The sequence below is a fragment of the Pseudomonas donghuensis genome, from assembly GCF_000696345.2.
Taxonomy (GTDB): Bacteria; Pseudomonadota; Gammaproteobacteria; order Pseudomonadales; family Pseudomonadaceae; genus Aquipseudomonas; species Aquipseudomonas donghuensis.
In genome coordinates this window covers 5,566,875-5,588,324 of the sequence record NZ_CP071706.1, presented here as the reverse complement: position 1 = coordinate 5,588,324, position 21,450 = coordinate 5,566,875, and the positions used below count along the sequence as shown (strand labels likewise).

Here is a 21,450-nt window from a genome sequence, read left to right as displayed (position 1 = left end):
ATCAGTACGCGATCCTGTCGCCTTCTTTGCGGCGCGGCTTCATTAAGCCAGAAGCTTAATTCCCCCTTCTTACATGATTACGTCACTCCCCTTATGAACCTGACTGAACTCAAGCAAAAGCCGATTACCGATCTGCTCGAAATGGCCGAACAGATGGGCATAGAAAATATGGCCCGTTCGCGCAAGCAAGATGTGATTTTCTCCCTGTTGAAAAAGCATGCGAAAAGCGGCGAGGAAATCTCCGGTGACGGCGTGCTGGAGATTCTCCAGGACGGCTTCGGCTTCCTGCGCTCGGCCGATGCCTCGTACCTGGCCGGCCCGGACGACATCTACGTGTCGCCAAGCCAGATCCGTCGCTTCAACTTGCGTACCGGCGACACCATCGTCGGCAAGATCCGCCCGCCAAAAGAAGGCGAGCGTTACTTCGCCCTGCTGAAAGTCGACACCATCAACTTCGACCGGCCGGAAAACGCGAAGAACAAGATCCTGTTCGAAAACCTGACGCCGCTGTTCCCCAACGAGCGCCTGAAGATGGAAGCCGGCAACGGCTCCACCGAAGACCTCACCGGCCGGGTTATCGATCTCTGCGCCCCGATCGGCAAAGGCCAGCGCGGCCTGATCGTCGCTCCGCCAAAAGCGGGCAAGACCATCATGCTGCAGAACATCGCGGCGAACATCACTCGCAACAACCCCGAGTGCCACCTGATCGTCCTGCTGATCGACGAGCGCCCGGAAGAAGTGACCGAAATGCAGCGCACCGTGCGCGGCGAAGTGGTTGCCTCGACCTTCGACGAGCCGCCAACCCGCCACGTGCAGGTTGCCGAAATGGTCATCGAGAAGGCCAAGCGCCTGGTTGAACACAAGAAAGACGTGGTCATCCTGCTCGACTCCATCACCCGTCTGGCCCGTGCCTACAACACCGTGATCCCGAGCTCCGGCAAGGTCCTCACCGGTGGTGTCGATGCCCACGCCCTGGAGAAGCCGAAGCGTTTCTTCGGTGCCGCGCGTAACATCGAAGAAGGCGGCTCGCTGACCATCATCGCCACCGCGCTGGTTGAAACCGGCTCGAAGATGGACGAAGTGATCTACGAAGAGTTCAAGGGCACCGGCAACATGGAGCTGCCCCTGGACCGCAAGATCGCCGAGAAGCGCGTCTTCCCGGCCATCAACATCAACCGTTCGGGTACCCGTCGCGAAGAGCTGCTGACCGCCGACGACGAGCTGCAGCGCATGTGGATCCTGCGCAAGCTGCTGCACCCGATGGATGAAGTGGCTGCCATCGAGTTCCTGGTCGACAAGCTCAAGCAGACCAAGACCAACGACGAGTTCTTCCTGTCGATGAAGCGCAAGTAAACTGTTGCGCTGGGCAAGAGCCGGGGCGACCCGGCTTTTTGCTATCTGTACTTTGGCTATTCTGAGCAGCCGAGTTCGGCGCTACACTCTGCAGCCCGACCGCTACGGCAGCCAATACGAGGCTTTTGCATGCAGTATCGCGATTTGCGCGACTTTATCCGTGGCCTGGAACAGCGCGGCGAACTCAAGCGCATCCAGGTGCCGATCTCTCCAGTCTTGGAAATGACCGAAGTCTGTGACCGCACCCTGCGCGCCAAAGGCCCGGCCCTGCTGTTCGAAAAGCCAACCGGCTTCGACATTCCAGTGCTTGGCAACTTGTTCGGCACCCCGGAACGGGTGGCCATGGGCATGGGCGCCGAGTCGGTCAGCGAACTGCGTGAAATCGGCAAGCTGCTGGCCTTCCTCAAGGAGCCCGAGCCGCCGAAAGGCCTCAAGGACGCCTGGTCGAAGCTGCCGATCTTCAAGAAGGTGGTGTCCATGGCGCCCAAGGTGGTCAAGGATGCGCCATGCCATGAAGTGGTCATCGAAGGCGACGATGTCGACCTCGGCCTGCTGCCGGTGCAGCACTGCTGGCCGGGCGATGTTGCGCCGCTGATCACCTGGGGCCTGACGGTTACCCGCGGGCCCAACAAGGACCGCCAGAACCTGGGCATCTATCGTCAGCAGGTGATCGGCCGTAACAAGGTCATCATGCGCTGGTTGAGCCACCGCGGCGGTGCCCTGGACTATCGCGAATGGTGTGAAAAGCACCCTGGCCAACCCTTCCCGGTGGCCGTGGCCCTGGGCGCGGACCCGGCGACCATCCTCGGCGCCGTGACGCCGGTGCCCGACACCCTCTCCGAGTACGCCTTTGCCGGCCTGCTGCGCGGTAACCGTACCGAGCTGGTCAAGTGCCGGGGCAGCGACCTGCAGGTGCCGGCCACTGCCGAAATCATCCTCGAAGGCGTAATCCATCCGGGCGAAATGGCCCCGGAAGGTCCATACGGCGACCATACGGGTTACTACAACGAAGTCGACAGCTTCCCGGTGTTCACTGTCGAGCGCATCACTCACCGCAGCAAGCCGATCTACCACAGCACCTACACCGGCCGTCCGCCGGATGAGCCAGCGATTCTCGGCGTTGCCTTGAACGAAGTGTTCGTGCCGATCCTGCAGAAGCAGTTCCCGGAGATCACCGACTTCTACCTGCCGCCTGAGGGGTGTTCGTACCGCATGGCGGTGGTGACCATGAAAAAGCAGTATCCAGGCCACGCCAAGCGCGTGATGCTGGGTGTCTGGTCGTTTTTGCGACAGTTCATGTACACCAAGTTCGTTATCGTTACCGACGACGATATCAATGCACGGGACTGGAACGATGTGATCTGGGCGATCACCACGCGCATGGACCCCAAGCGCGATACGGTGATGATCGACAACACACCGATCGATTACCTGGATTTCGCCTCGCCCGTGTCCGGGCTGGGTTCGAAAATGGGCCTGGACGCCACCCACAAGTGGCCGGGTGAAACCACGCGCGAGTGGGGACGGGTCATCGTCAAGGATGAAGCCGTCACCCGGCGGATCGATGAGCTGTGGCATCAGTTGGGAATAGACTAAATGCAGGTAACCTTGCAGCCGTCCGGGGCCGTACTGGCGCTACAACCCGGGGAAAGGATTCTCGATGCGGCGCGGCGCCTGGGCTACGACTGCCCGCAGAGCTGCCGCAACGGTAACTGCCATGTCTGTGCCGCGCTGCTGGTTGAAGGCCGGGTGCGCCAGGATGGCGTCGAACGTGATCATGGCGAACTGTTCACCTGTATCGCCGAGCCCCTGGAGGACTGTGTCTTGTTGTGGGATGGCGTGCTGGCCCTGGGCGAGCTGCCGGTACGGACACTGGCCTGCCAGCTCAGCGAATGTGTTGAAGTCGGCGGCGATGTCTGGCGCGTACGGCTGCGTGCGCCAGCCGGCAAGCCTCCGCGCTACCACGCTGGCCAGTACCTGATGATCGAGCGTGACAGCGGCGACAAGGCCGCTTTCTCGCTGGCCTCGGCGCCACACAGTGGCCGCGACCTCGAGCTGCATGTGCTGGCCCGTGAGAACAGCGCCCTGGAGCTGATTGCCCAGTTGCAGCGCACACGCATGGCGCGAATCGAAATGCCCTTTGGTGACACCCACCTGGCGCAATTGCCTGACGGCCCGCTGGTGCTGATCGCTGCCGGTACCGGCATGGCGCAGATGCACAGCCTGATCGAGCACTGCCGCGCCAGTGGTTTCAAGCACCCGGTGCACTTGTACTGGGGCGTACGTCTGCCGGATGACTTCTACCAGATCGAACACTGGGCCGAATGGCAGCACCTGCCCAACTTGTTCCTGCACAAGGTGGTCAGTGACCTGTGTGGCTGGGAGGGGCGTTGCGGTCTGCTGCACGAGGCCGTCTGTGAGGACATCAGCGACCTGGCGAGTGTGCATGTCTATGCCAGCGGCTCGCCGAACATGATCTATGCCACCCTCGATGCCCTGGTCGATGCCGGCATGGATGCGCATCAAATGCGCGCCGATGTATTTGCTTATGCGCCGCGCAATTGAATGAAGGAATAAGGCACGCTGCAACAGCGTGCCGGTTTAAATAACTGTCGGCACGGCCGTCGGTTATAAGCCACTTATTATTGCCAACACCGAAAATAACTTTCGCTACACTTGAAACAGTGCACCTGTTATCGCACCTGTCCGGCCATTATTGCCGCCGCAGGGCACCGGGGGCTTGTATTCCGGCGCTTATCTGCCGTACGGTAACTCTGTGCACAGTGCTTTGCCTTTATAGTGCGGAGCGTTGTTAATTCATGGGGAAGTGTGGCGACAGCTATGTCGGCGATCGAAACGGTATCTTTGAATGTGACCTATCCGCCGTTGCTTGATTTCGGCGAGCAATTAACCCGCGAGCAACTTGTACATTCGGTCCAGCACACCATGTCCCGGCATCAGGGTGGCCCGGTGTGGTTGTTTGCCTACGGTTCGTTGATCTGGCGTCCGGAGTGCAATGCCGTTGAGCGGCGGCGGGCACGGGTGCACGGTTATCATCGCGGGTTGTATTTGTGGTCCCATGAACATCGCGGCACGCCGGAGTGCCCGGGCCTGGTGTTCGGCCTGGATCGCGGCGGTTCGTGCAGCGGTTTCGCCTACCGCTTGCCGGACGACTGCCTGGAAGAATCGCTGCTGGCCTTGTGGCAACGGGAGATGCCTTACCCGGCCTATCGTCCGCACTGGCTCAATTGTCGTCTTGAGGATGGCAGCAAGGTCCAGGCCCTGGGCTTCGTACTCGAACGCCACTTGCCGTGCTACGCCGGCAACTTGCCGGACACCTTGCTCAGTCAGATCTTTGCCAGTGCCAAGGGCCGTTATGGCACTACCCGCGACTATGTCGAGCAGACCCTCGATGCCCTGCGCAGCCACGCCATGCCCGATCGCAATCTCGAGGCGCGGTTCCGGCGCTGTCATTCACTTCGGGAGGTCTGAGGCGGCAAGACCGGCTCCCACAGTGTCCAGTGTCTACCTTGAAGCGGTGGGCCTGACAAAGTCCCTTGTGGGAGCTGGCTTGCCAGCGATCGAGCGCGAAGCGGTCGCAATCCGCGGCCTTTAGGCCATGGTTACCACCAGCTTGCCCACCGCCTTGCGCTGCCCCAGCATCTCGATAGCCGTACCGGCTTTAGCCAGCGGGAAGGTCTGCGATACCAGCGGCTTGAGTTTGCCCTCGGCGTACCAGGCAAACAGCTGCTGGAAGTTCGCCGCATTGTCAGCCGGCTGGCGCTGGGCAAAGGCGCCCCAGAACACCCCGAGCACCGCCGCGCCCTTGAGCAGCGCCAAGTTTACCGGCAGCTCTGGAATACGCCCGCTGGCAAACCCGACTACCAGCAAGCGACCATTCCAGGCGATCCCGCGCACCGCTTGATCAAACAAGTCACCACCCACCGGGTCGTAGATCACATCAACGCCGTTACCGCCCGTCAGCCGCTTGATCTCGTCCTTGAGGCTGGCTTGGCCGTAGTTGATCAGCTCGTCGGCGCCGGCGGCCTTGGCTACGGCCAGCTTCTCGGCGCTGCTGGCAGCGGCGATCACCCGCGCGCCCATGGCCTTGCCGATTTCTACCGCCGCCAGGCCCACGCCGCCGGAGGCACCCAGTACCAGCAGGGTTTCCCCGGCCTTGAGCTGGCCGCGCTGGCTCAGGGCATGCATCGACGTGCCGTAGGTCATGCCGAAGGCCGCGGCGGTGGTGAAGTCCATCTGCGCTGGGATCGGCAGCACGTTATAGGCCGGCACCGCTACCTGTTCGGCAAAACTGCCCCAACCGGTCAGGGCCATGACCCGATCGCCAACCTTCAGGTTGCCGGCCTTTTCACCCACGGCACTGACCACGCCGGCTGCTTCGCCTCCGGGCGAGAACGGCAGCGGCGGTTGGAACTGGTACTTGCCTTCGATGATCAGGGTGTCGGGAAAGTTGACCCCGGCGGCCTGCACGTCGAGCAGGATCTCATTCTTCTTCGGCACGGGGCTGGCGACTTCTTCCAGAACCAGGTTTTGCGCCGGACCAAGGGCTTTGCACAACACTGCTTTCATCGGGACTATTCCTTTGCGCGTAGTGGCCGATAAGTGTAGGTGGGCGAGGTGCCGGGTCAACGAGCATGGCCCGCCCTGATAGGCCGGCATAAGCCCGGGCTTGGGTTTGACCGGTGCGCTGGGTATGCTGGCGCCAACTGTATGAGGAGCGAATTCGTGAAAGCGTGGATCTTGATGGTACTGGCGCTGATGCTGCCGATGGCGGCCCAGGCCGAGGAAGCCAAGGAAGGGGAGCCGAAGGTCTCCTACATTTCCCTTACCCCGCCTTTTGTCGGCAACTACGCCCTGGATGGCGGGCCGAAACTGCGCGTGTACAAGGCCGACGTGGCCCTGCGGGTCAACAGCGATGCCGCCGCCGCAGCGGTGCGTCATCACGAGCCGCTGATCCGCAATCAGCTGGTGGCCCTGTTCACCCAGCAGAACCTCGAGAGCATGAGCAATGTCGAGGCCAAGGAAAAACTGCGTCAGGAAGCCCTGAAGCAAGTCCAGCAGGTGCTCGAAAACGAAGAAGGCAAGCCGACCGTCGACGACTTGCTGTTCAACAACCTGATCGTTCAGTAATCAGGACGTCAGGCTGCGGCGAAAGCGCGCCAGGGCAATCGCGAAGAAGGCCAGGCCGATCGCGGCAAGTGCCGCAAGGTCCGGCCAGACCACGGGCAACCCGGCGTCGCGGAACAGGATGGCCGCACTGAGGCTGACGAAGTGGGTCGAGGGCGAGCCCTGCATCACCCACTGCAGCCATTGCGGCATGCTATCCAGCGGCGTGCTGCCACCCGAGAGCAACAGCATCGGGATGATCACCGGGATCGCCAGCAGGCCGAACTGCGGGGTCGAGCGCGCCAGCGTGGCGAGGAAGATCCCCAGTGCCGTGCTGGCGAACAGGTAGAGTGCGGTCACCGCCAAAAACAGCCCCAGTGATCCTGCCAGCGGCACCCCCAGCGCCCCTTTGACGATCACTTCCAGCGACACCCAGGTGCACAGCACCACCACCAGGGCGTTGCTGCCGATCTTCGCCAGCATGATTTCCAGGGCGGTCAGCGGCAGCACCAAGAGGTGATCGAGGGTGCCGTGTTCGCGCTCGCGCAGCAGTGCCGTGCCGGTCAGGACGATGGCCAGAATAGTGATGTTGTTGACGATCTGGATCACCGCCAGGAACCAGCCACCCTCAAGGTTGGGGTTGAACAGCGCCCGGGCGCTGAGCAGGGCCGGGCTGCCGGCAGTCGCCGAGCCCTGGTTGGCGTAGTCGAGCAGTTCGCGCTCGACGATCCTGCCGATGTAGCCGGCACCCATGAAAGCCTGGCTCATGGCCGTGGCGTCGACGTTGACCTGCAGCTCTGGTGAGCGCCCGGCCAGCAGGTCGGTCTGGAAGTTCACCGGCACGTTGATCACGAAGGTGTACTGGCCGCTGTCCATGGCTTGGTCGAGCTGGTTGTAGGCCAGTGGCACGGCGCGCTGGAACTCCGGCGGTTGCAGGGCTTCGGTGAGCTTGCGCGATACCAGGCTATGGTCTTCGTCGATCACCGCGACGCTGGCGTTGTGCACGCCGATCACCGAACCCGCTGCCGGCATGTAGATCGCCACGCTGAAGGCGTACAGCAAAAACAGCAGCAATACGCTGTCATGGCGCAAGCTGGTCAGCTCCTTCAAACCCAGGCGCAGGGTGTGTGCCAGACGATGCATCAGACCTCCTGCTTCTTCAGCATGGCCAGGCTCAGGCCGGTGAAACCAATAAAGAACCCCAGCAGCGCCAGGCACTGAGGCCAGAGTTCGCGCAGGTCCAGGGCCTTGGTGAAGGTGCCGACGGCGATATCGAGAAAATACCCGGCCGGGAACAACTGGCCCATCAAGGCCGCAGCACCCTCGAGCGAAGAGCGCGGCACGATCAGCCCGGAGAACTGGATGGTCGGCAGGCTGGTGATGATCATGGTGCCGAGGATCGCGGCGATCTGGGTGCGGGTGAACGCCGAGATCAGCAGGCCCAGGCTGGTGGTCGCCAGCAGGTACAGCAAACCGCCGCAGGCCAGGGCCAGGGCGCTGCCTTTGAATGGCACGCCGAACAGCCAGCGGTTCATCGCCACCAGCAGCGCCAGGTTGATCAGGCTCACCGCCAGGTATGGCGCCTGCTTGCCGAGCAGGAACTCCAGGCGCGTCAGCGGCGTGGCGTAGAAGTTGGTGATCGAGCCCAGTTCCTTCTCGCGCACGATACCCAGCGCGGTGAGCATCGCCGGAATGAAGGCAAGTATCAGCGCCATTACCCCGGGGCCGATGGCATTCACGCTGACCACATCCTGGTTGTAGCGAAAGCGGCTTTCCAGGCGCACCGGGCTTTGCCCTGGCTGAGCCTTGCTGCTCAGCGCCGCCAATTGCTCAAGGTTGGCCTGGTGCACGGCCTCGACATAGTTGCGGCTGGTTTCGGCGCGAAACGGCATGCCGCCATCCAGCCAGGCCGCCACCACTGGCTGGCGCCCGGCGTGCAGGTCGCGGCCGAAGCCTGGCGGAATCTCCAGGGCCAGTTTGATTTCCGAGCGCTGCAGGCGTTTGTGCAACTGCGCGGCATCGTCGATCGGCGTCTGCTCGGCGAAGTAGCGCGAGCCGCGAAAGGCCTCCAGATAGGCACGGCTTTGCGGGCTCTGGTCCTGGTCATACACGGCGAAGGCGAGGTTCTCCACGTCCAGGGAAATGCCATAGCCGAAGATCACCATCATGAACAGGGCGCCGAGCAGGGCAAACGCCAGGCGCACTTTGTCTCGCAGCAGTTCCTTGCCCTCACGGGTGGCGACGGCGAACAGGCGCTTGAGGCTGAAACCTCGGCGCATGTGCAACGGCGTCGCCTGGGCTGGCGTGTCGAGCTGAGCGCTGGCAGTTGGCGCTTCGCCCGCGCCCTGCGCCTGTTCCAGGCAGGTGACGAAGGCGTCTTCCAGGGTCTGGCCGGCAAATTGCTGTTGCAGCGCCGCCGGGGTGTCGCAGGCCAGGACCTTGCCGGCATGCATCAGGGAGATCCGGTCGCAGCGCAGGGCTTCGTTCATGAAGTGGGTGGAGAGGAAAATCGTCACCCCCTGATCCCGCGACAGCTCGATCAGCAGGCGCCAGAAGTCGTCGCGGGCGGCTGGGTCGACGCCTGAGGTGGGTTCGTCGAGGATCAGCACTTCCGGGCGGTGCAACACCGCCACTGCCAATGACAGGCGCTGGCGCAGGCCCAGGGGCAGGGCGCCGGACTGCTGGTCGGCGATGGCGCCAAGATCGAAGCGCTCGATCAACTCGGCGATACGCGGACTGCTCTGGGCCTTGGGCAGGTCGAACAACCGTGCGTGCAGTTCCAGGTTCTGCCGCACGCTGAGTTCGCCATACAAGGAGAAACTCTGCGACATGAAGCCGACCCGCTTGCGCGTCGCCAGGTCCTTGGCGTTCACTGGGCGGCCGAGTAGCGTGGCGCTGCCTTCGCTGGCCGGCATCAGGCCGGTGAGCACCTTCATGGTGGTGGTCTTGCCGCAGCCGTTGGAGCCGAGAAAACCGAAGATTTCGCCTCGGCCGATGGCGAAGCTGACCTTGTTCACGGCGGTGAAATCACCGAAGCGCAGGGTCAGTTCGTGGGCTTCGATGGCGATCTCGGCATCGCCGTTATCATGGGGTGGTATCACCAAGGGTTGTTGGCTGCGCTGGCGGTTGCCCTGGAAGTGGGTGAAGGCGTCATCGAGCTTGTGACTGGCGGTGGCGGCGGCCAGCTCTTCGCTCAAGCCCGCAGCGATCAGTTGGCCGCGATCGAGCATCAGGCAGTGCTCGAACTGTTCGGCCTCTTCCATGTAGGCGGTCGCCACCAGCAAGGTCAGTTGCGGGCGCTCCTGGCGCACCTGTTCGACCAGCTCCCAGAAGCGTCGACGCGACAGCGGGTCGACGCCGGTAGTGGGTTCGTCGAGGATCAGCAAGTCCGGTTCGTGGATCAGCGCGCAACACAGCCCGAGCTTCTGCTTCATGCCGCCAGACAACTTGCCCGCCGGGCGTTCGGCAAAACGCAGCAGGTCGGTGGCCAGCAGCAGGTTGTGCATGCGCTGCTCGCACTCCCTGGCGCCAAGGCCGAACAGGGTGGCGAAGAAGCGGATGTTCTCGCTGATCGACAGCTCGGGGTACAAGTTGTTGCCCAGCCCTTGAGGCATGAAGGCGATGCGCGGGTACAGGCTGTTACGGTGGCGGCGCTGGCGGATCGAGCCGCCGAGCACCTGCAGCTCGCCGCTCTGCAGCTTCTTCACCCCGGCGATCAGCCCGAGCAGGCTCGACTTGCCGGCGCCATCCGGGCCGATCAGGCCGCAACGGGTGCCCGCCGGCAGGCTGAAAGCGATGTCTTGCAGGGCACTCAGCCCAGCGTAGCGGTGGCTGATGCCCTCGGCCTGCAGCGCCAGCGCGCTCATTGCAGGTTGGCCGGCCAGTCCACTTTAGCGGTGCGCACATAGCCGGCGCCCGGCATGCCGGGTTTGGCCTGGGGCACAGCGCTCGGTTCGGTCAGGCGCAGCTTGACCCGGAACACCAGCTTCTGGCGCTCGTCACGGGTTTCCACCTGTTTGGGGGTGAACTGCGCCTTGGCTGCGACGAAGGCAATCTTCGCAGGCATTGCCTGGTCGGGCAGGGCGTCGAGCACGATGCGCGCCTGGTCGCCAACGGTCAGGCGGCCGGTGGTGGAGGCGGGCAGGTAGAGGTTCATGTACTGATCGCTGGGGTCGATCAGCATCAGTACACGACCGCCGGCGCCGAGCACTTCACCCGGTTCGGCCAGGCGTAGCTGGATCACGCCGTTGATCGGCGCGCGCAGGCTGCTGTCGTCGATCTCGCTGGTCAGTTGCGCGACCTGGGCTTCGGCGGCGCCGATGGCGGCCTTGATCGCGGCCAGTTGTGCACGGGCGGCGACGACTGCGGAGTTGCTGGTGTCGTAACGGGCCTGTTGCTGGTCGAGCAGTTGCTGGCTGGCGTATTTGCGCTGGAAGATTTCGCGCACGCGCTTGAGCTCCTGGCTGGCCAGCAGTTGCTCGCTCTGGCGCAGTTGCACGGTGGCCTGGGCGGCGGAGTAGTTTTCCCGGGCGCGTAGCACTTCGGCTTCGGCCTGGCTGCGTTGGGCTTCGAGGGTGCGGGTGTCGATGCGGGCAAGCAACTGGCCCTGTTCGACCGTGTCGCCTTCGTCGACCAGCACTTCGGCCAGGCGCCCGGGGATCTTGCTGGCGATTTGCACTTCGGTGGCTTCGAGCCGGCCATTGCCCATGCTCAAGCCTTCGGGCAGGCGGTCATGCAGGGATTTCCAGTAGCCCAGGCCGCCAGCGGCCAGGAGCAGGGCGATCAAGGCGCCGGCGAAGAGTTTGGGCGTGTGTTGGCTCATCGACATGGTTGGGCATCCTGCTGCATTAACGTCAAATTGTGACGTCGCACCGGTCCTGGTGCGTTGATGTTCGTCAAATGAGCGGCAATCCTACCCTCTTTAACGCAGTGCGAGTACCGCTGCCCATTGTTCGGCGGTTACCGGCATCACCGACAAGCGGCTGCCTTTCTGAACCAGCGGCAGTTCGGCCAGGGCAGTTTGTTGCTTGAGGTAACCCAGTTGCAGGACCTTGCCGAAGGTTTCGACGTGGGCAACGTCCACGGCGCTCCAGGGGTTTTTCTCGTCGTTGGCCTTGGCGTCGAAGTAATGGCTTTGCGGGTCAAGCGCGGTAGGGTCCGGGTAGGCCGCGGCGCTGATCCGGGCGATGCCGGCAATGCCCGGTTCCGGGCAGCTGGAATGGTAGAAAAAGAACTGGTCACCGACCGCCATGGTGCGCAAGAAGTTACGCGCCTGGTAATTGCGCACGCCATCCCAGCGGGCTTCGCCCAGCCGCGCGAGGTCCTTGATCGAGAGTTCGTCGGGCTCGGATTTCATCAGCCAGTAGGCCATGGGTGGTGCTCCAGACAATGTTTGAAATAACCTGTTTCAGGAAACCGACGGTCGGTTGGCGTCAACGTTTGCGTGTCGCCTCAGGTTGTCGGAGAATGCGCGCATTTTAAGCTTGACGCTGCTGCAACAACAAAATCGTTGCTGACAACGTGATCAGTTTGCCTGAGGGGGGCAATCGATGAATCGCAAACCGGATTTGCTCTGGATTCTGGTGTTTCTGTTCGGTTTGGGTGTTGTCACTACCGGCTATGCGCAAAGCCTTTGGGAACGCAAACTCGACGCCCCCTACGAAGTACCGGTCAATCCGCAACAGCGTTGATTGCTTTGCTGGCGCCCATCACGCGGGTGCCAGGTACCAGCCACGGTCCGAGACCGTCCCCTGCAGCGGCACATCCCAACTGGCTTGCGCCAGTCGCTCAACCTTCTGGCATTCATGCGCCAGGCCCAGCAGCAAGGGCTTCTTCCAGGCTTTGCGGCGAGCCTGATAGGCCAGGCTGCGGTCATAGAAGCCGCCGCCCATGCCCAGCCGGCCACCCACTTCGTCAAACCCCACCAGCGGCAGCAGGATCAGGTCCAGCGCCCAGATCGGCCGTTGCCGGGCCAGGCTGATGTGCGGCTCGGGGATGCGGAAACGGTTGGGCCGCAGCTTCTCGCCGGCGTCGATGCGCTGAAAGACCATCTTGGTTTTTGGCCAGGCGTGCAGCACCGGTAGATAGGTGTGCTTGCCGCGGCGCTGAGCTTCGCGCATCAACAGGCCTGGGTCGATCTCGCAATCGTTGGGCAGGTACAGGGCAATATGTCTGGCCCGGCGAAACAGCGGGTGCTGCGCGAGCTGGCGGTACAGGCCACGGGCTGCCTGACGTTGCTCGGCCGGCGTCAAGGCGCGGCGGGCGTCACGTAGCAGGCGGCGAAGTTGGGGGCGGGTAAGCGGCGCGGTGTCGGTCATGGCACGGGCGGTCCCAGAGAGGGCTGCCACCTGTGGGTGACAGCTCGATTGCCCGCGCAGAAGGGAGGGCAAAGAATTCAGGCTCCCCGACGAACCGCTGTCGGTGTAGCCCTTGAACCCGAAAGTTCAAGGTGGAGATTGCAGGAGGCGTTAAGGCTTTCCGTCAAGCGGACATGCACACCGGCCCCACGTGCAACCCCCGTGGTTGTGCGTATCGGCTCAGGGACATGACCGACTGGCAAGCACTCCAGGGAGTGGCGCAAGTATACCGACACTCAACCCTTTTTTGAATCTTGATCGTCGGCCAATGCCTGATCGACCCGCTCGAGCAGGTCGCGCACCTGTTCACGGGTGGCGCCGCCCGCCGGCACATCAGGACGTTCCTGGTTGTGCAGCAGGTCGTGGGTGATGTTCAGCGCGGCCATCACGGCAATCCGGTCGGCGCCGATGACTTTGCCGCTGCTGCGGATCTCGCGCATCTTGCCGTCCAGGTAGCGCGCGGCGCTGACCAGGTTGCTGCGTTCTTCCGGCGGACAGATGATCGAATACTCTTTGTCGAGGATCTGAACGGTGACGCTATTGCTTGAGCTCATGAGTCTTGCTCCAGGGCCTTGAGTCGCAAAATCATCGATTCGACCTTACGCCGGGCGATTTCATTTTTTTCGATGAGGTGGGCGCGCTCTTCGCGCCAGGATTTTTCCTGAGCTAATAAGAGTGCGTTTTGCCGTTTTAGTTGCTCGACCCGCTCAATCAGCAGTTCGAATCGGCCCATCAGCGCTTGCAGATCGTTCTCTTGCATTGGTTGCCACTCGATTCGGTCGTGCGGGTGGTTGCCCGGTTTATGCCCTGGCCGGCTCGGAGTTGGCCGCGTCGATGGTCTTGGCGCGCCTGCCGGTGCTAGGATACAAGGTCTTCATTCTAGTCATTGCGCCGTCTGGCGCCTAGTTGCCCATGCCCAATACCAATTCGCCGTACACCGCTTTCGCCACCTTGCTCAGCAGCAACGGGCATCCTGTTTCCCCTGCCGAACTGCACGGGCTGTTGCTCGGGCGCAGTTGCGCCGGTGCCGGCTTCGATGCCGAGGCATGGTTGGCCGATGCTGCGCACCTGCTGGAAAACGATCCGGCAGACAACGTTCGTAACGCTTTGATCGGCCTGCAGGAGATGGTCAAGGGCGAACTCGCCGGTGACGATATCACTGTCGTGTTGCTGCTGCCCGGTGATGAAGCGCCATTGGCCGAGCGGGCTGCTGCTCTGGGCGAGTGGTGCAAGGGCTTCCTGTATGGCTTCGGCTTGAACTCGGCTGGCCTGACCCTGAGCGGTGAAGCCAAGGAAGTCCTGCAGGACCTGGATGCGATCTCCCAGGTTCAGGACGCCCTGGAAGAATCCGAAGACGGCGAAAACGACTATATGGAAGTCATGGAATACCTGCGCGTCGCCCCGCTGCTGCTTTACACAGAACTGGCAAAACAGCCGGTCGAGCCTGCGGCCAAACCTTCGCTGCACTGATCAACCAGGACTGCCACTGCCCATGAGCCACATCCCCAAGTCGGAATACGCCCGTCGACGCAAGGCGCTGATGGCGCAGATGGAACCCAACAGCATCGCCATCCTGCCCGCCGCCGCGGTTGCCATCCGCAACCGCGACGTCGAGCATGTGTACCGCCAGGACAGCGACTTCCAGTACCTGAGCGGCTTCCCCGAGCCCGAGGCGGTGATCGCCCTGATCCCCGGGCGCGAGCACGGTGAATACGTGTTGTTCTGCCGCGAGCGCAATCCCGAGCGCGAGCTCTGGGATGGTCTGCGCGCCGGCCAGGAAGGGGCGATCCGCGACTTCGGCGCTGATGATGCCTTCCCTATCACCGATATCGACGACATCCTCCCCGGCCTGATCGAAGGCCGTGACCGGGTGTATTCGGCCATGGGCAGCAACCCCGAGTTCGACCGTCACCTGATGGAGTGGATCAACGTGATCCGTTCCAAGGCGCGCCTCGGCGCCCAGCCGCCGAACGAATTCGTTGCCCTGGATCATCTGCTGCACGACATGCGCCTGTATAAATCGGCGGCGGAAGTGAAGGTGATGCGCGAGGCCGCGGCGATTTCCGCGCGTGCCCATGTCCGGGCGATGCAGGCTTGCCGCGCCGGTTTGCGCGAGTACAGCCTGGAAGCCGAGCTGGACTACGAGTTCCGCAAGGGTGGAGCGAAGATGCCCGCCTACGGCTCGATCGTCGCCGCCGGGCGCAACAGCTGCATTCTGCATTACCAGGAGAACGACGCGCCGCTCAAGGACGGTGACCTGGTGTTGATCGACGCCGGTTGCGAGATCGACTGCTACGCCAGTGACATCACCCGTACCTTCCCGGTCAGCGGGCGTTTTTCGCCGGAGCAGAAGGCGATCTACGAGCTGGTGTTGAAAGCCCAGGAAGCGGCCTTTACGGTCATCGCCCCGGGCAAGCACTGGAACCACGCCCACGAAGCCACGGTACAAGTGATCACCGAAGGCCTGGTGGAGTTGGGCCTGCTCAAGGGGCAGGTGCAGGAACTGATTGAAAGCGAAGCCTACCGGGCCTTCTACATGCACCGTGCCGGGCACTGGCTGGGTATGGATGTGCACGATGTCGGCGAGTACAAGGTCGGCGGCCAGTGGCGGGTGCTCGAGCCGGGCATGGCCTTGACCGTGGAACCGGGCATCTATATCGGTGCCGATAACCAGAGTGTCGCGAAAAAATGGCGCGGCATCGGTGTGCGAATCGAGGATGACGTAGTGGTAACCAAGCAGGGCTGTGAAATCCTGACCTCAGGCGTACCCAAGACGGTCGCCGAAATCGAAGCCTTGATGGCTGCCGCGCGCAGTGCAGCGGCATGAGCCGGGTCAATCTGGCAATCATTGGCGGCGGCCTGGTCGGCGCCAGCCTGGCCCTGGCCCTGCAGGCCGGGGCCAAGGCGCGTGGCTGGAAGATCCTGCTGATCGAACCCTTTGCTCCCGGTGATAGTTTTCAGCCGAGCTATGACGCACGTTCTTCGGCGTTGTCCTTCGGTACCCGACAAATCTATGAACGTTTAGGGTTGTGGCAACCGATCAGCCGTCGCGCCGAGCCGATCCGCCAGATCCAGGTCTCCGACCGTGGCCGTTTTGGCGCAACGCGCCTGGATGCGTTGGAAGAAGGCGTGCCAGCGCTCGGCTATGTGGTCGAGAACGCCTGGCTCGGTCAGTGCCTGTGGCAGGGCCTGGACGCCGAAGTGGTGAGCTGGCGCTGCCCGGCGGAAGTCACCGCCATGCAGGCGCTGGAGGATGGCTATCGACTGGCGCTCAACGACGACACCACGCTCGAATGCGACCTCACGGTACTGGCCGATGGTGGCCGTTCCGGCCTGCGCGAGCAACTGGGCATTCATGTCAGCCAGCGGCCGTACAACCAGAGCGCACTGATCGCCAACATCACCCCAAGCGAAGCCCATTGCGGCCAGGCCTTCGAGCGCTTCACCGACGAAGGGCCGATGGCCTTGCTGCCGCTGCCGGAAAACCGCTGCGCGCTGGTCTGGACCCGCGCCGGGATGGACGCCAAGCGCCTTGCCGAGCTGGACGAGCGTAGCTTTCTCAGCGAACTGCAGGACGTGTTTGGCTACCGCCTGGGCACCTTGCGCCAAGTCGGTGCCCGGCACCTCTATCCGTTGTCGCTGATCGAGGCCCAGGAGCAGGTGCGCCCGCACCTGGTGGTACTCGGTAACGCCGCTCACAGCCTGCACCCGATTGCCGGGCAGGGTTTCAACCTGTCACTGCGCGATGTGCAGTCGCTGGCCGAAGGCTTGCTGGCCAATCCCGGCTTGCCAGGTGACTTTGCCACCCTGCAGTCCTACCGCGAGCGCCAGCGCCTGGATCAGGACCTGACCGTGGGCTTCTCCGATCGCGTAACCCGCCTGTTCGGCAGTGCCCAACCGCTGGTGGCGACCGGCCGCAACCTGGGCCTGCTTGGCCTCGACTTGCTGCCCCCGGCCAAACGCTGGTTCGCCCGCCAGGCCATGGGCCTGGGCACCCGTCCGGACCCGCGGAACTGAACATGAGCGACCCGCGCAAACTGGCCCGGCGAGCGCGCAGGCTGCGCTGGCTGCTGAACCTCTACCCGCCGTACCTGGGCGCGGGCATCCGCGTGCTCAGCGTCAGCCCCGACCTGCGCCACATTCGCGTGCGCATGGGCCTGCGCTGGTTCAACCGCAACTACGTCGGCACCCAGTTCGGCGGCAGCCTGTATTCGATGGTCGACCCGTTCTACATGCTCATGCTGATGGAACTGCTCGGGCGTGAGTACATCGTCTGGGACAAGGCCGCCAGCATCGATTTCGTGTCCCCGGGCAAGGGCCCGGTGTTCGCCGAACTGCGCATCGACGATGCCCTGCTTGATGACATCCGCCAGCACACCGCCGGCGGCAAAAAGTACCTGCCACGACTTCAGGTCGATATCCGCGACGCTGCCGGTGAGCTGGTGGCGCGGGTCGACAAAACCCTTTACGTGCGGCTCAAGCCGCAAGCGAGACAGGCTTAAGGCATGGAAATGCGCGCAGATCTGTTGATTGTCGGTGCCGGTATGGTCGGCAGCGCTCTGGCCCTGGCGTTGCAGCACAGCGGCCTGGAAATTCTCTTGCTCGATGGCAGCCCGTTGTCGATCAAGCCCTTTGACCAGCAGTCGGCATTCGAGCCGCGGGTCAGTGCCTTGTCGGCGGCCAGCCAGCGCATCCTCGAGCGCCTGGGCGCCTGGCAGGGGATCGGCGAACGGCGCTTGAGCCCCTACTCGGACATGCGTGTGTGGGACGGCAGCGGCACTGGCCAGATCCATTTCTCGGCCGCCAGCGTGCATGCCGAGGTGCTCGGTCATATTGTCGAGAACCGGGTGGTGCAGGATGGCCTGCTGGAGCGCCTGCACGACAGCGAAATCGGCCTGCTGGCCAATGCCCGCCTGGAGCAGATGCGCCGCTCCGGCGACGACTGGCTGCTGACCCTGGCCGACGGTCGCACCTTGCGTGCGCCGTTGGTGATCGCCGCTGACGGTGCCAACTCGGCGGTGCGCCGCCTGACCGGCTGTGAGACGCGCGAGTGGGATTACCTGCACCACGCCATCGTCACCAGCGTGCGTTGCGCCCAGCCCCATCAAGCGACTGCCTGGCAGCGCTTTACCGACGAGGGGCCGCTGGCGTTCCTGCCATTGCTGCGCGATGGTCAACAGGATTGGTGCTCAATCGTCTGGTCGACCACGCCGGAGCAGGCCGAACACCTGATGGCCTTGAGCGACGAAGCGTTCTGCGCCGAGCTTGAGCGCGCCTTCGAAGGGCGCCTGGGCGGCGTGCTGCAGGCCGACCCACGGGTTTGTGTACCGCTGCGCCAGCGTCACGCCAAACGCTACGTGGCCGAAGGCCTGGCGTTGATCGGCGATGCTGCACACACCATTCACCCGTTGGCCGGGCAAGGCGTCAACCTTGGCTTTCTCGATGCCGCGGTACTGGCCGAGGAGCTGCAGCACGCCTACGAGCGGGGCGAGCGCCTGGCCGATGTTCGTGTGCTAAGCCGCTTCGAGCGTCGGCGCATGCCGCACAACCTGGCGCTGATGGCGGCGATGGAAGGGTTCGAGCGCCTGTTCCAGGCTGATCCGCTGCCGCTGCGCTGGCTACGCAACAGCGGCCTGAAATGGGTCGAGCAACTGCCTGAAGCCAAAGCCTTGTTCGTGCGCCAAGCCCTGGGCTTGAGCGGTGATCTGCCGGAACTGGCGCGGGCCTGAGGTTTCGCAACATCTGGTAACTCCTCCCTTGTGAGTTCAGTTGAGAAGGCAAATGGGATTAACTACCATTTGCGCCTCTCTTGAACTCCGAGGACCGCACCATGTTGCCACGCAAGCACGTACTGGCCGCTCTGGCTCTGACCCTGTTCGGCACAGCCGCCCAGGCGGCGGACGAGGTGGTGGTGTATTCCTCGCGCATCGACGAGTTGATCAAGCCGGTGTTCGACGCCTACACCAAAGAGACCGGGGTGAAGATCAAGTTCATCACCGACAAGGAAGCGCCGCTGATGCAGCGCATCAAGGCCGAGGGCAAGAACGCCACCGCCGACCTGCTGCTCACCGTCGATGCCGGCAACCTCTGGCAAGCCGAGCAGATGGGCATTCTGCAGCCGATCAAGTCAGACATCATCGACAAGAACATCCCGGCCCAATACCGCGCCTCGTCCCATGACTGGACCGGCCTGAGCCTGCGCGCGCGGACCATCGCCTACTCCACCGACCGGGTCAAGCCCGAAGAGCTGAGCACCTACGAGGCGTTGGCCGACAAGAACTGGGAAGGGCGCCTGTGCCTGCGCACGGCGAAGAAAGTCTATAACCAGTCGCTGACCGCCACCCTGATCGAAACCCACGGCGAGCAGAAGACCGAAGAGATCATCAAGGGCTGGGTCAACAACCTGTCCACTGATGTATTCTCCGATGACACCGCCTTGCTGCAGGCAATCAACGCCGGCCAGTGCGACGTCGGTATCGTCAACACCTACTACTACGGCCGCCTGCACAAGGAAAACCCCAAGCTGGCAGTCAAGCTGTTCTGGCCTAACCAGGCCGACCGTGGCGTGCACGTCAACCTTTCGGGTATCGGCCTGACCAAATACGCGCCGCATCCTGAGGCGGCGAAGAAGCTGGTCGAATGGATGACCGGTGAACACGCACAGAAGATCTTTGCCGGCGTGAACCAGGAGTTCCCGGCCAACCCGGCAGTGGCACCTTCCGAAGAAGTGGCCGCCTGGGGCACGTTCAAAGCTGACACCATCCCTGTGGAAGTGGCCGGCAAACGCCAGGCCGAAGCCATCCGCCTGATGGATCGGGCTGGCTGGAACTAAGCACAAGGCTATATCCTTTTGGGGCCCTATCGGGCCCCAATCGCTGGCAAGCCAGCTCCCACAGGGATAGCGGTGCTCTCTTTTCACTGTGGGAGCTGGCTTGCCAGCGATCGACCGCAACGCGGTCGCAATCATTCCCATAGAGATTTCACTTTTGGCCCACCCCGCCCAACGCCGTTGGTACCCACTGGTCTTCGCCATCGCCGCCCTGGTGCTGCTGCCGCTGAGCGTGCTGCTGTTGTCCTGGCAGGCGGTCGACATGCAGATCTGGTCGCATCTGCTCGACACCCAGATGAGCCGGCTGCTGGGTAACACCCTGACGTTGATCCTCGGTGTGGGCGTCGGCGTGTCGGTGCTGGGGGTGAGCCTGGCCTGGCTTACCAGCCTGTGCGAGTTCCCCGGGCGGCGCTGGCTCGACTGGGCCCTGATGCTGCCCTTCGCGATTCCGGCCTATGTGCTGGCGTTCGTGTTCGTTGGCCTGCTGGATTTCGCCGGTCCGGTGCAAACCCTGCTGCGCGAGTGGTTCGGGCCCATGCGCTTGCCACGGGTGCGCTCCACCGGCGGGGTGATCACCGTGCTGGTGCTGGTGTTTTACCCGTATGTCTATCTGCTGGCGCGTAACGCCTTCCTGGCTCAGGGCAAAGGCCTGATGGAAGCGGCAAGGGTGCTGGGGCTTTCACCCTTGCAGGCATTCTGGCGGGTCGCCATGCCCATGGCACGGCCGGCCATCGGCGCCGGGGTGGCGTTGGCGTTGATGGAGACCCTGGCGGATTTTGGCGCAGTGTCGGTGTTCAACTTCGACACCTTCACCACCGCCATCTACAAGACCTGGTACGGCTTCTTCAGCCTCTCCAGTGCTGCCCAGCTGGCCAGCCTGCTGTTGTTGGCGGTGATGCTGGTGCTGTACGGCGAGCGTCGTGCCCGTGGCGCCGTGCGCAGTAGCAACGAACGGCCGCGGGGCAAAGCGCTGTATCACTTGCATGGCATCAAGGCGCTGGCCGCCAGCAGCTGGTGCCTGCTGGTATTCGCCTGTGCCTTCGTGGTGCCGATGCTGCAGTTGTTGGTGTGGTTCTGGCAGCGCGGGCGTTTCGATCTCGACGAGCGCTATGCTGGCCTGATCCTGCATACCCTCTATCTGGGCGGCATGGCGGCGCTGATTACCGTCTGTGTTGCCCTGGTGCTGGCGTTTGCCCGGCGACAGGCGCCGACCTCGGGAATTCGTGCAGGCGTTGGCCTGGCCAACCTGGGCTATGCCTTGCCTGGCTCGGTGTTGGCGGTGTCGATCATGCTGGCTTTCAGTTACCTCGATAATCAGGTGGTGGTGCCGTTGTCCAGCTGGCTGGGTGGCGCGGGCAAGCCGCTGCTGCTCGGTAGCCTGTCGGCTTTGCTGCTGGCCTATCTGGTGCGTTTTATCGCTGTGGCCTACGGCCCACTGGAAAACAGCCTGGGGCGGATTCGTCCATCTTTGCCGGAAGCGTCCCGTAGTCTCGGCGTGAGTGGCCCAAGATTGTTTTTCAAGGTGTATCTGCCCTTGCTGGTACCCGGTGCATTGAGCGCGGCGCTGCTGGTGTTCGTCGACGTGCTCAAGGAAATGCCGGCCACTCTGCTGATGCGCCCGTTTGGCTGGGACACGCTGGCGGTACGGGTGTTCGAGATGACCAGTGAGGGCGAGTGGTCGCGGGCTTCGCTGCCGGCGCTGACCCTGGTGCTGGTCGGCCTGTTGCCGGTCATCGGCCTGATTCGACGCTCGGCGCAGCACCCGGGTCAAACGCGCTGAGGGTG

21 protein-coding genes and 1 other RNA gene are annotated in these 21,450 nt (G+C 63.2%); 13 read left to right on the top strand and 9 right to left on the bottom strand.

The genetic code is table 11. The features are described from left to right. Nucleotides 1–93 precede the first annotated feature (93 nt). The 4 genes from rho to BV82_RS25950 all read left to right on the top strand — a co-directional run bounded on the left by rho (nt 94) and on the right by BV82_RS25950 (nt 4,845). Nucleotides 94–1,353 (top strand): transcription termination factor Rho, encoded by a 1,260-nt coding sequence (gene rho, locus BV82_RS25965; protein WP_010221159.1) that lies wholly within the window; start codon nt 94–96, stop codon nt 1,351–1,353. 129 nt (nt 1,354–1,482) lie between these two features. Then, nucleotides 1,483–2,949, top strand: coding sequence for a 4-hydroxy-3-polyprenylbenzoate decarboxylase (gene ubiD / locus BV82_RS25960; RefSeq protein WP_010221160.1), 1,467 nt, complete (start codon nt 1,483–1,485; stop codon nt 2,947–2,949). Beyond that, entirely contained in the window at nt 2,950–3,918 is a 969-nt protein-coding gene (locus BV82_RS25955; protein ID WP_010221161.1) for a CDP-6-deoxy-delta-3,4-glucoseen reductase, read from the top strand. Nucleotides 3,919–4,194: 276 nt separating this feature from the next. Continuing rightward, entirely contained in the window at nt 4,195–4,845 is a 651-nt protein-coding gene (locus BV82_RS25950) for a gamma-glutamylcyclotransferase (protein WP_010221162.1), read from the top strand. A gap of 120 nt (nt 4,846–4,965) precedes the next feature. Here the strand turns inward: BV82_RS25950 and BV82_RS25945 are convergent, their stop codons facing one another. Further along, nucleotides 4,966–5,943, bottom strand: a complete 978-nt coding sequence (locus tag BV82_RS25945) for an NADPH:quinone oxidoreductase family protein (protein WP_036994890.1) — start codon at nt 5,941–5,943, stop codon at nt 4,966–4,968. Nucleotides 5,944–6,099: 156 nt separating this feature from the next. Between BV82_RS25945 and BV82_RS25940 the strand changes: the two genes are divergently transcribed. Further along, nucleotides 6,100–6,504 carry a flagellar basal body-associated protein FliL gene (locus BV82_RS25940; RefSeq protein ID WP_010221164.1) on the top strand — a complete coding sequence of 135 codons (405 nt, stop codon included), beginning with the start codon at nt 6,100–6,102 and terminating at the stop codon, nt 6,502–6,504. Here the strand turns inward: BV82_RS25940 and BV82_RS25935 are convergent, their stop codons facing one another. The 4 genes from BV82_RS25935 to BV82_RS25920 all read right to left on the bottom strand — a co-directional run bounded on the left by BV82_RS25935 (nt 6,505) and on the right by BV82_RS25920 (nt 11,851). Further along, a complete protein-coding gene (locus BV82_RS25935) occupies nt 6,505–7,623 on the bottom strand; it encodes an ABC transporter permease (protein WP_010221165.1) in 1,119 nt (372 codons plus the stop codon). Beyond that, on the bottom strand, nt 7,623–10,346 hold the full coding sequence (gene rbbA / locus BV82_RS25930) for a ribosome-associated ATPase/putative transporter RbbA (RefSeq protein ID WP_036994892.1): 2,724 nt from the start codon (nt 10,344–10,346) through the stop codon (nt 7,623–7,625). Before rbbA ends, BV82_RS25935 begins: the two co-directional genes overlap by 1 nt. After that, nucleotides 10,343–11,308 (bottom strand): HlyD family secretion protein, encoded by a 966-nt coding sequence (locus tag BV82_RS25925; protein ID WP_036994894.1) that lies wholly within the window; start codon nt 11,306–11,308, stop codon nt 10,343–10,345. Before BV82_RS25925 ends, rbbA begins: the two co-directional genes overlap by 4 nt. A gap of 93 nt (nt 11,309–11,401) precedes the next feature. Further along, a complete protein-coding gene (locus BV82_RS25920; RefSeq protein ID WP_010221168.1) occupies nt 11,402–11,851 on the bottom strand; it encodes an EVE domain-containing protein in 450 nt (149 codons plus the stop codon). Nucleotides 11,852–12,029: 178 nt separating this feature from the next. On the opposite strand from BV82_RS25920, the gene BV82_RS25915 reads away from it, so the two are divergent. Next, nucleotides 12,030–12,170 (top strand): hypothetical protein, encoded by a 141-nt coding sequence (locus tag BV82_RS25915; protein ID WP_010221169.1) that lies wholly within the window; start codon nt 12,030–12,032, stop codon nt 12,168–12,170. An 18-nt stretch (nt 12,171–12,188) separates the two neighbouring features. Here the strand turns inward: BV82_RS25915 and BV82_RS25910 are convergent, their stop codons facing one another. The 4 genes from BV82_RS25910 to BV82_RS25895 form a co-directional block, all read right to left on the bottom strand. Next, nucleotides 12,189–12,797, bottom strand: a complete 609-nt coding sequence (locus BV82_RS25910; RefSeq protein ID WP_010221170.1) for a 5-formyltetrahydrofolate cyclo-ligase — start codon at nt 12,795–12,797, stop codon at nt 12,189–12,191. A gap of 79 nt (nt 12,798–12,876) precedes the next feature. Continuing rightward, nucleotides 12,877–13,054: non-coding RNA, 6S RNA (gene ssrS / locus BV82_RS25905), on the bottom strand. Between the two features lie 18 nt (nt 13,055–13,072). Beyond that, complete coding sequence (locus tag BV82_RS25900; protein WP_010221171.1) at nt 13,073–13,390, bottom strand: cell division protein ZapA; 318 nt, start codon at nt 13,388–13,390, stop codon at nt 13,073–13,075. Then, nucleotides 13,387–13,596: a TIGR02449 family protein gene (locus BV82_RS25895; RefSeq protein WP_010221172.1), complete on the bottom strand. Its 210-nt coding sequence runs from the start codon at nt 13,594–13,596 to the stop codon at nt 13,387–13,389. The genes BV82_RS25900 and BV82_RS25895 overlap by 4 nt, the downstream gene beginning before the upstream one ends. Before the next feature lie 152 nt (nt 13,597–13,748). On the opposite strand from BV82_RS25895, the gene BV82_RS25890 reads away from it, so the two are divergent. The 7 genes from BV82_RS25890 to BV82_RS25860 all read left to right on the top strand — a co-directional run bounded on the left by BV82_RS25890 (nt 13,749) and on the right by BV82_RS25860 (nt 21,445). Beyond that, nucleotides 13,749–14,306 carry a YecA/YgfB family protein gene (locus BV82_RS25890; RefSeq protein WP_010221173.1) on the top strand — a complete coding sequence of 186 codons (558 nt, stop codon included), beginning with the start codon at nt 13,749–13,751 and terminating at the stop codon, nt 14,304–14,306. A gap of 22 nt (nt 14,307–14,328) precedes the next feature. Continuing rightward, nucleotides 14,329–15,663, top strand: a complete 1,335-nt coding sequence (gene pepP, locus BV82_RS25885) for a Xaa-Pro aminopeptidase (protein WP_036994897.1) — start codon at nt 14,329–14,331, stop codon at nt 15,661–15,663. Then, nucleotides 15,660–16,853, top strand: a complete 1,194-nt coding sequence (gene ubiH / locus BV82_RS25880) for a 2-octaprenyl-6-methoxyphenyl hydroxylase (protein ID WP_036994899.1) — start codon at nt 15,660–15,662, stop codon at nt 16,851–16,853. The genes pepP and ubiH overlap by 4 nt, the downstream gene beginning before the upstream one ends. A 2-nt stretch (nt 16,854–16,855) precedes the next feature. Beyond that, a complete protein-coding gene (locus BV82_RS25875) occupies nt 16,856–17,338 on the top strand; it encodes a DUF4442 domain-containing protein (RefSeq protein ID WP_010221176.1) in 483 nt (160 codons plus the stop codon). 9 nt (nt 17,339–17,347) lie between these two features. Continuing rightward, entirely contained in the window at nt 17,348–18,565 is a 1,218-nt protein-coding gene (locus tag BV82_RS25870) for a 2-octaprenyl-3-methyl-6-methoxy-1,4-benzoquinol hydroxylase (protein WP_162471124.1), read from the top strand. 101 nt (nt 18,566–18,666) lie between these two features. After that, complete coding sequence (locus tag BV82_RS25865; protein ID WP_010221178.1) at nt 18,667–19,668, top strand: extracellular solute-binding protein; 1,002 nt, start codon at nt 18,667–18,669, stop codon at nt 19,666–19,668. Nucleotides 19,669–19,822: 154 nt separating this feature from the next. Continuing rightward, a complete protein-coding gene (locus BV82_RS25860) occupies nt 19,823–21,445 on the top strand; it encodes an ABC transporter permease (protein WP_010221179.1) in 1,623 nt (540 codons plus the stop codon). The last annotated feature ends 5 nt before the right edge of the window (nt 21,446–21,450 follow it).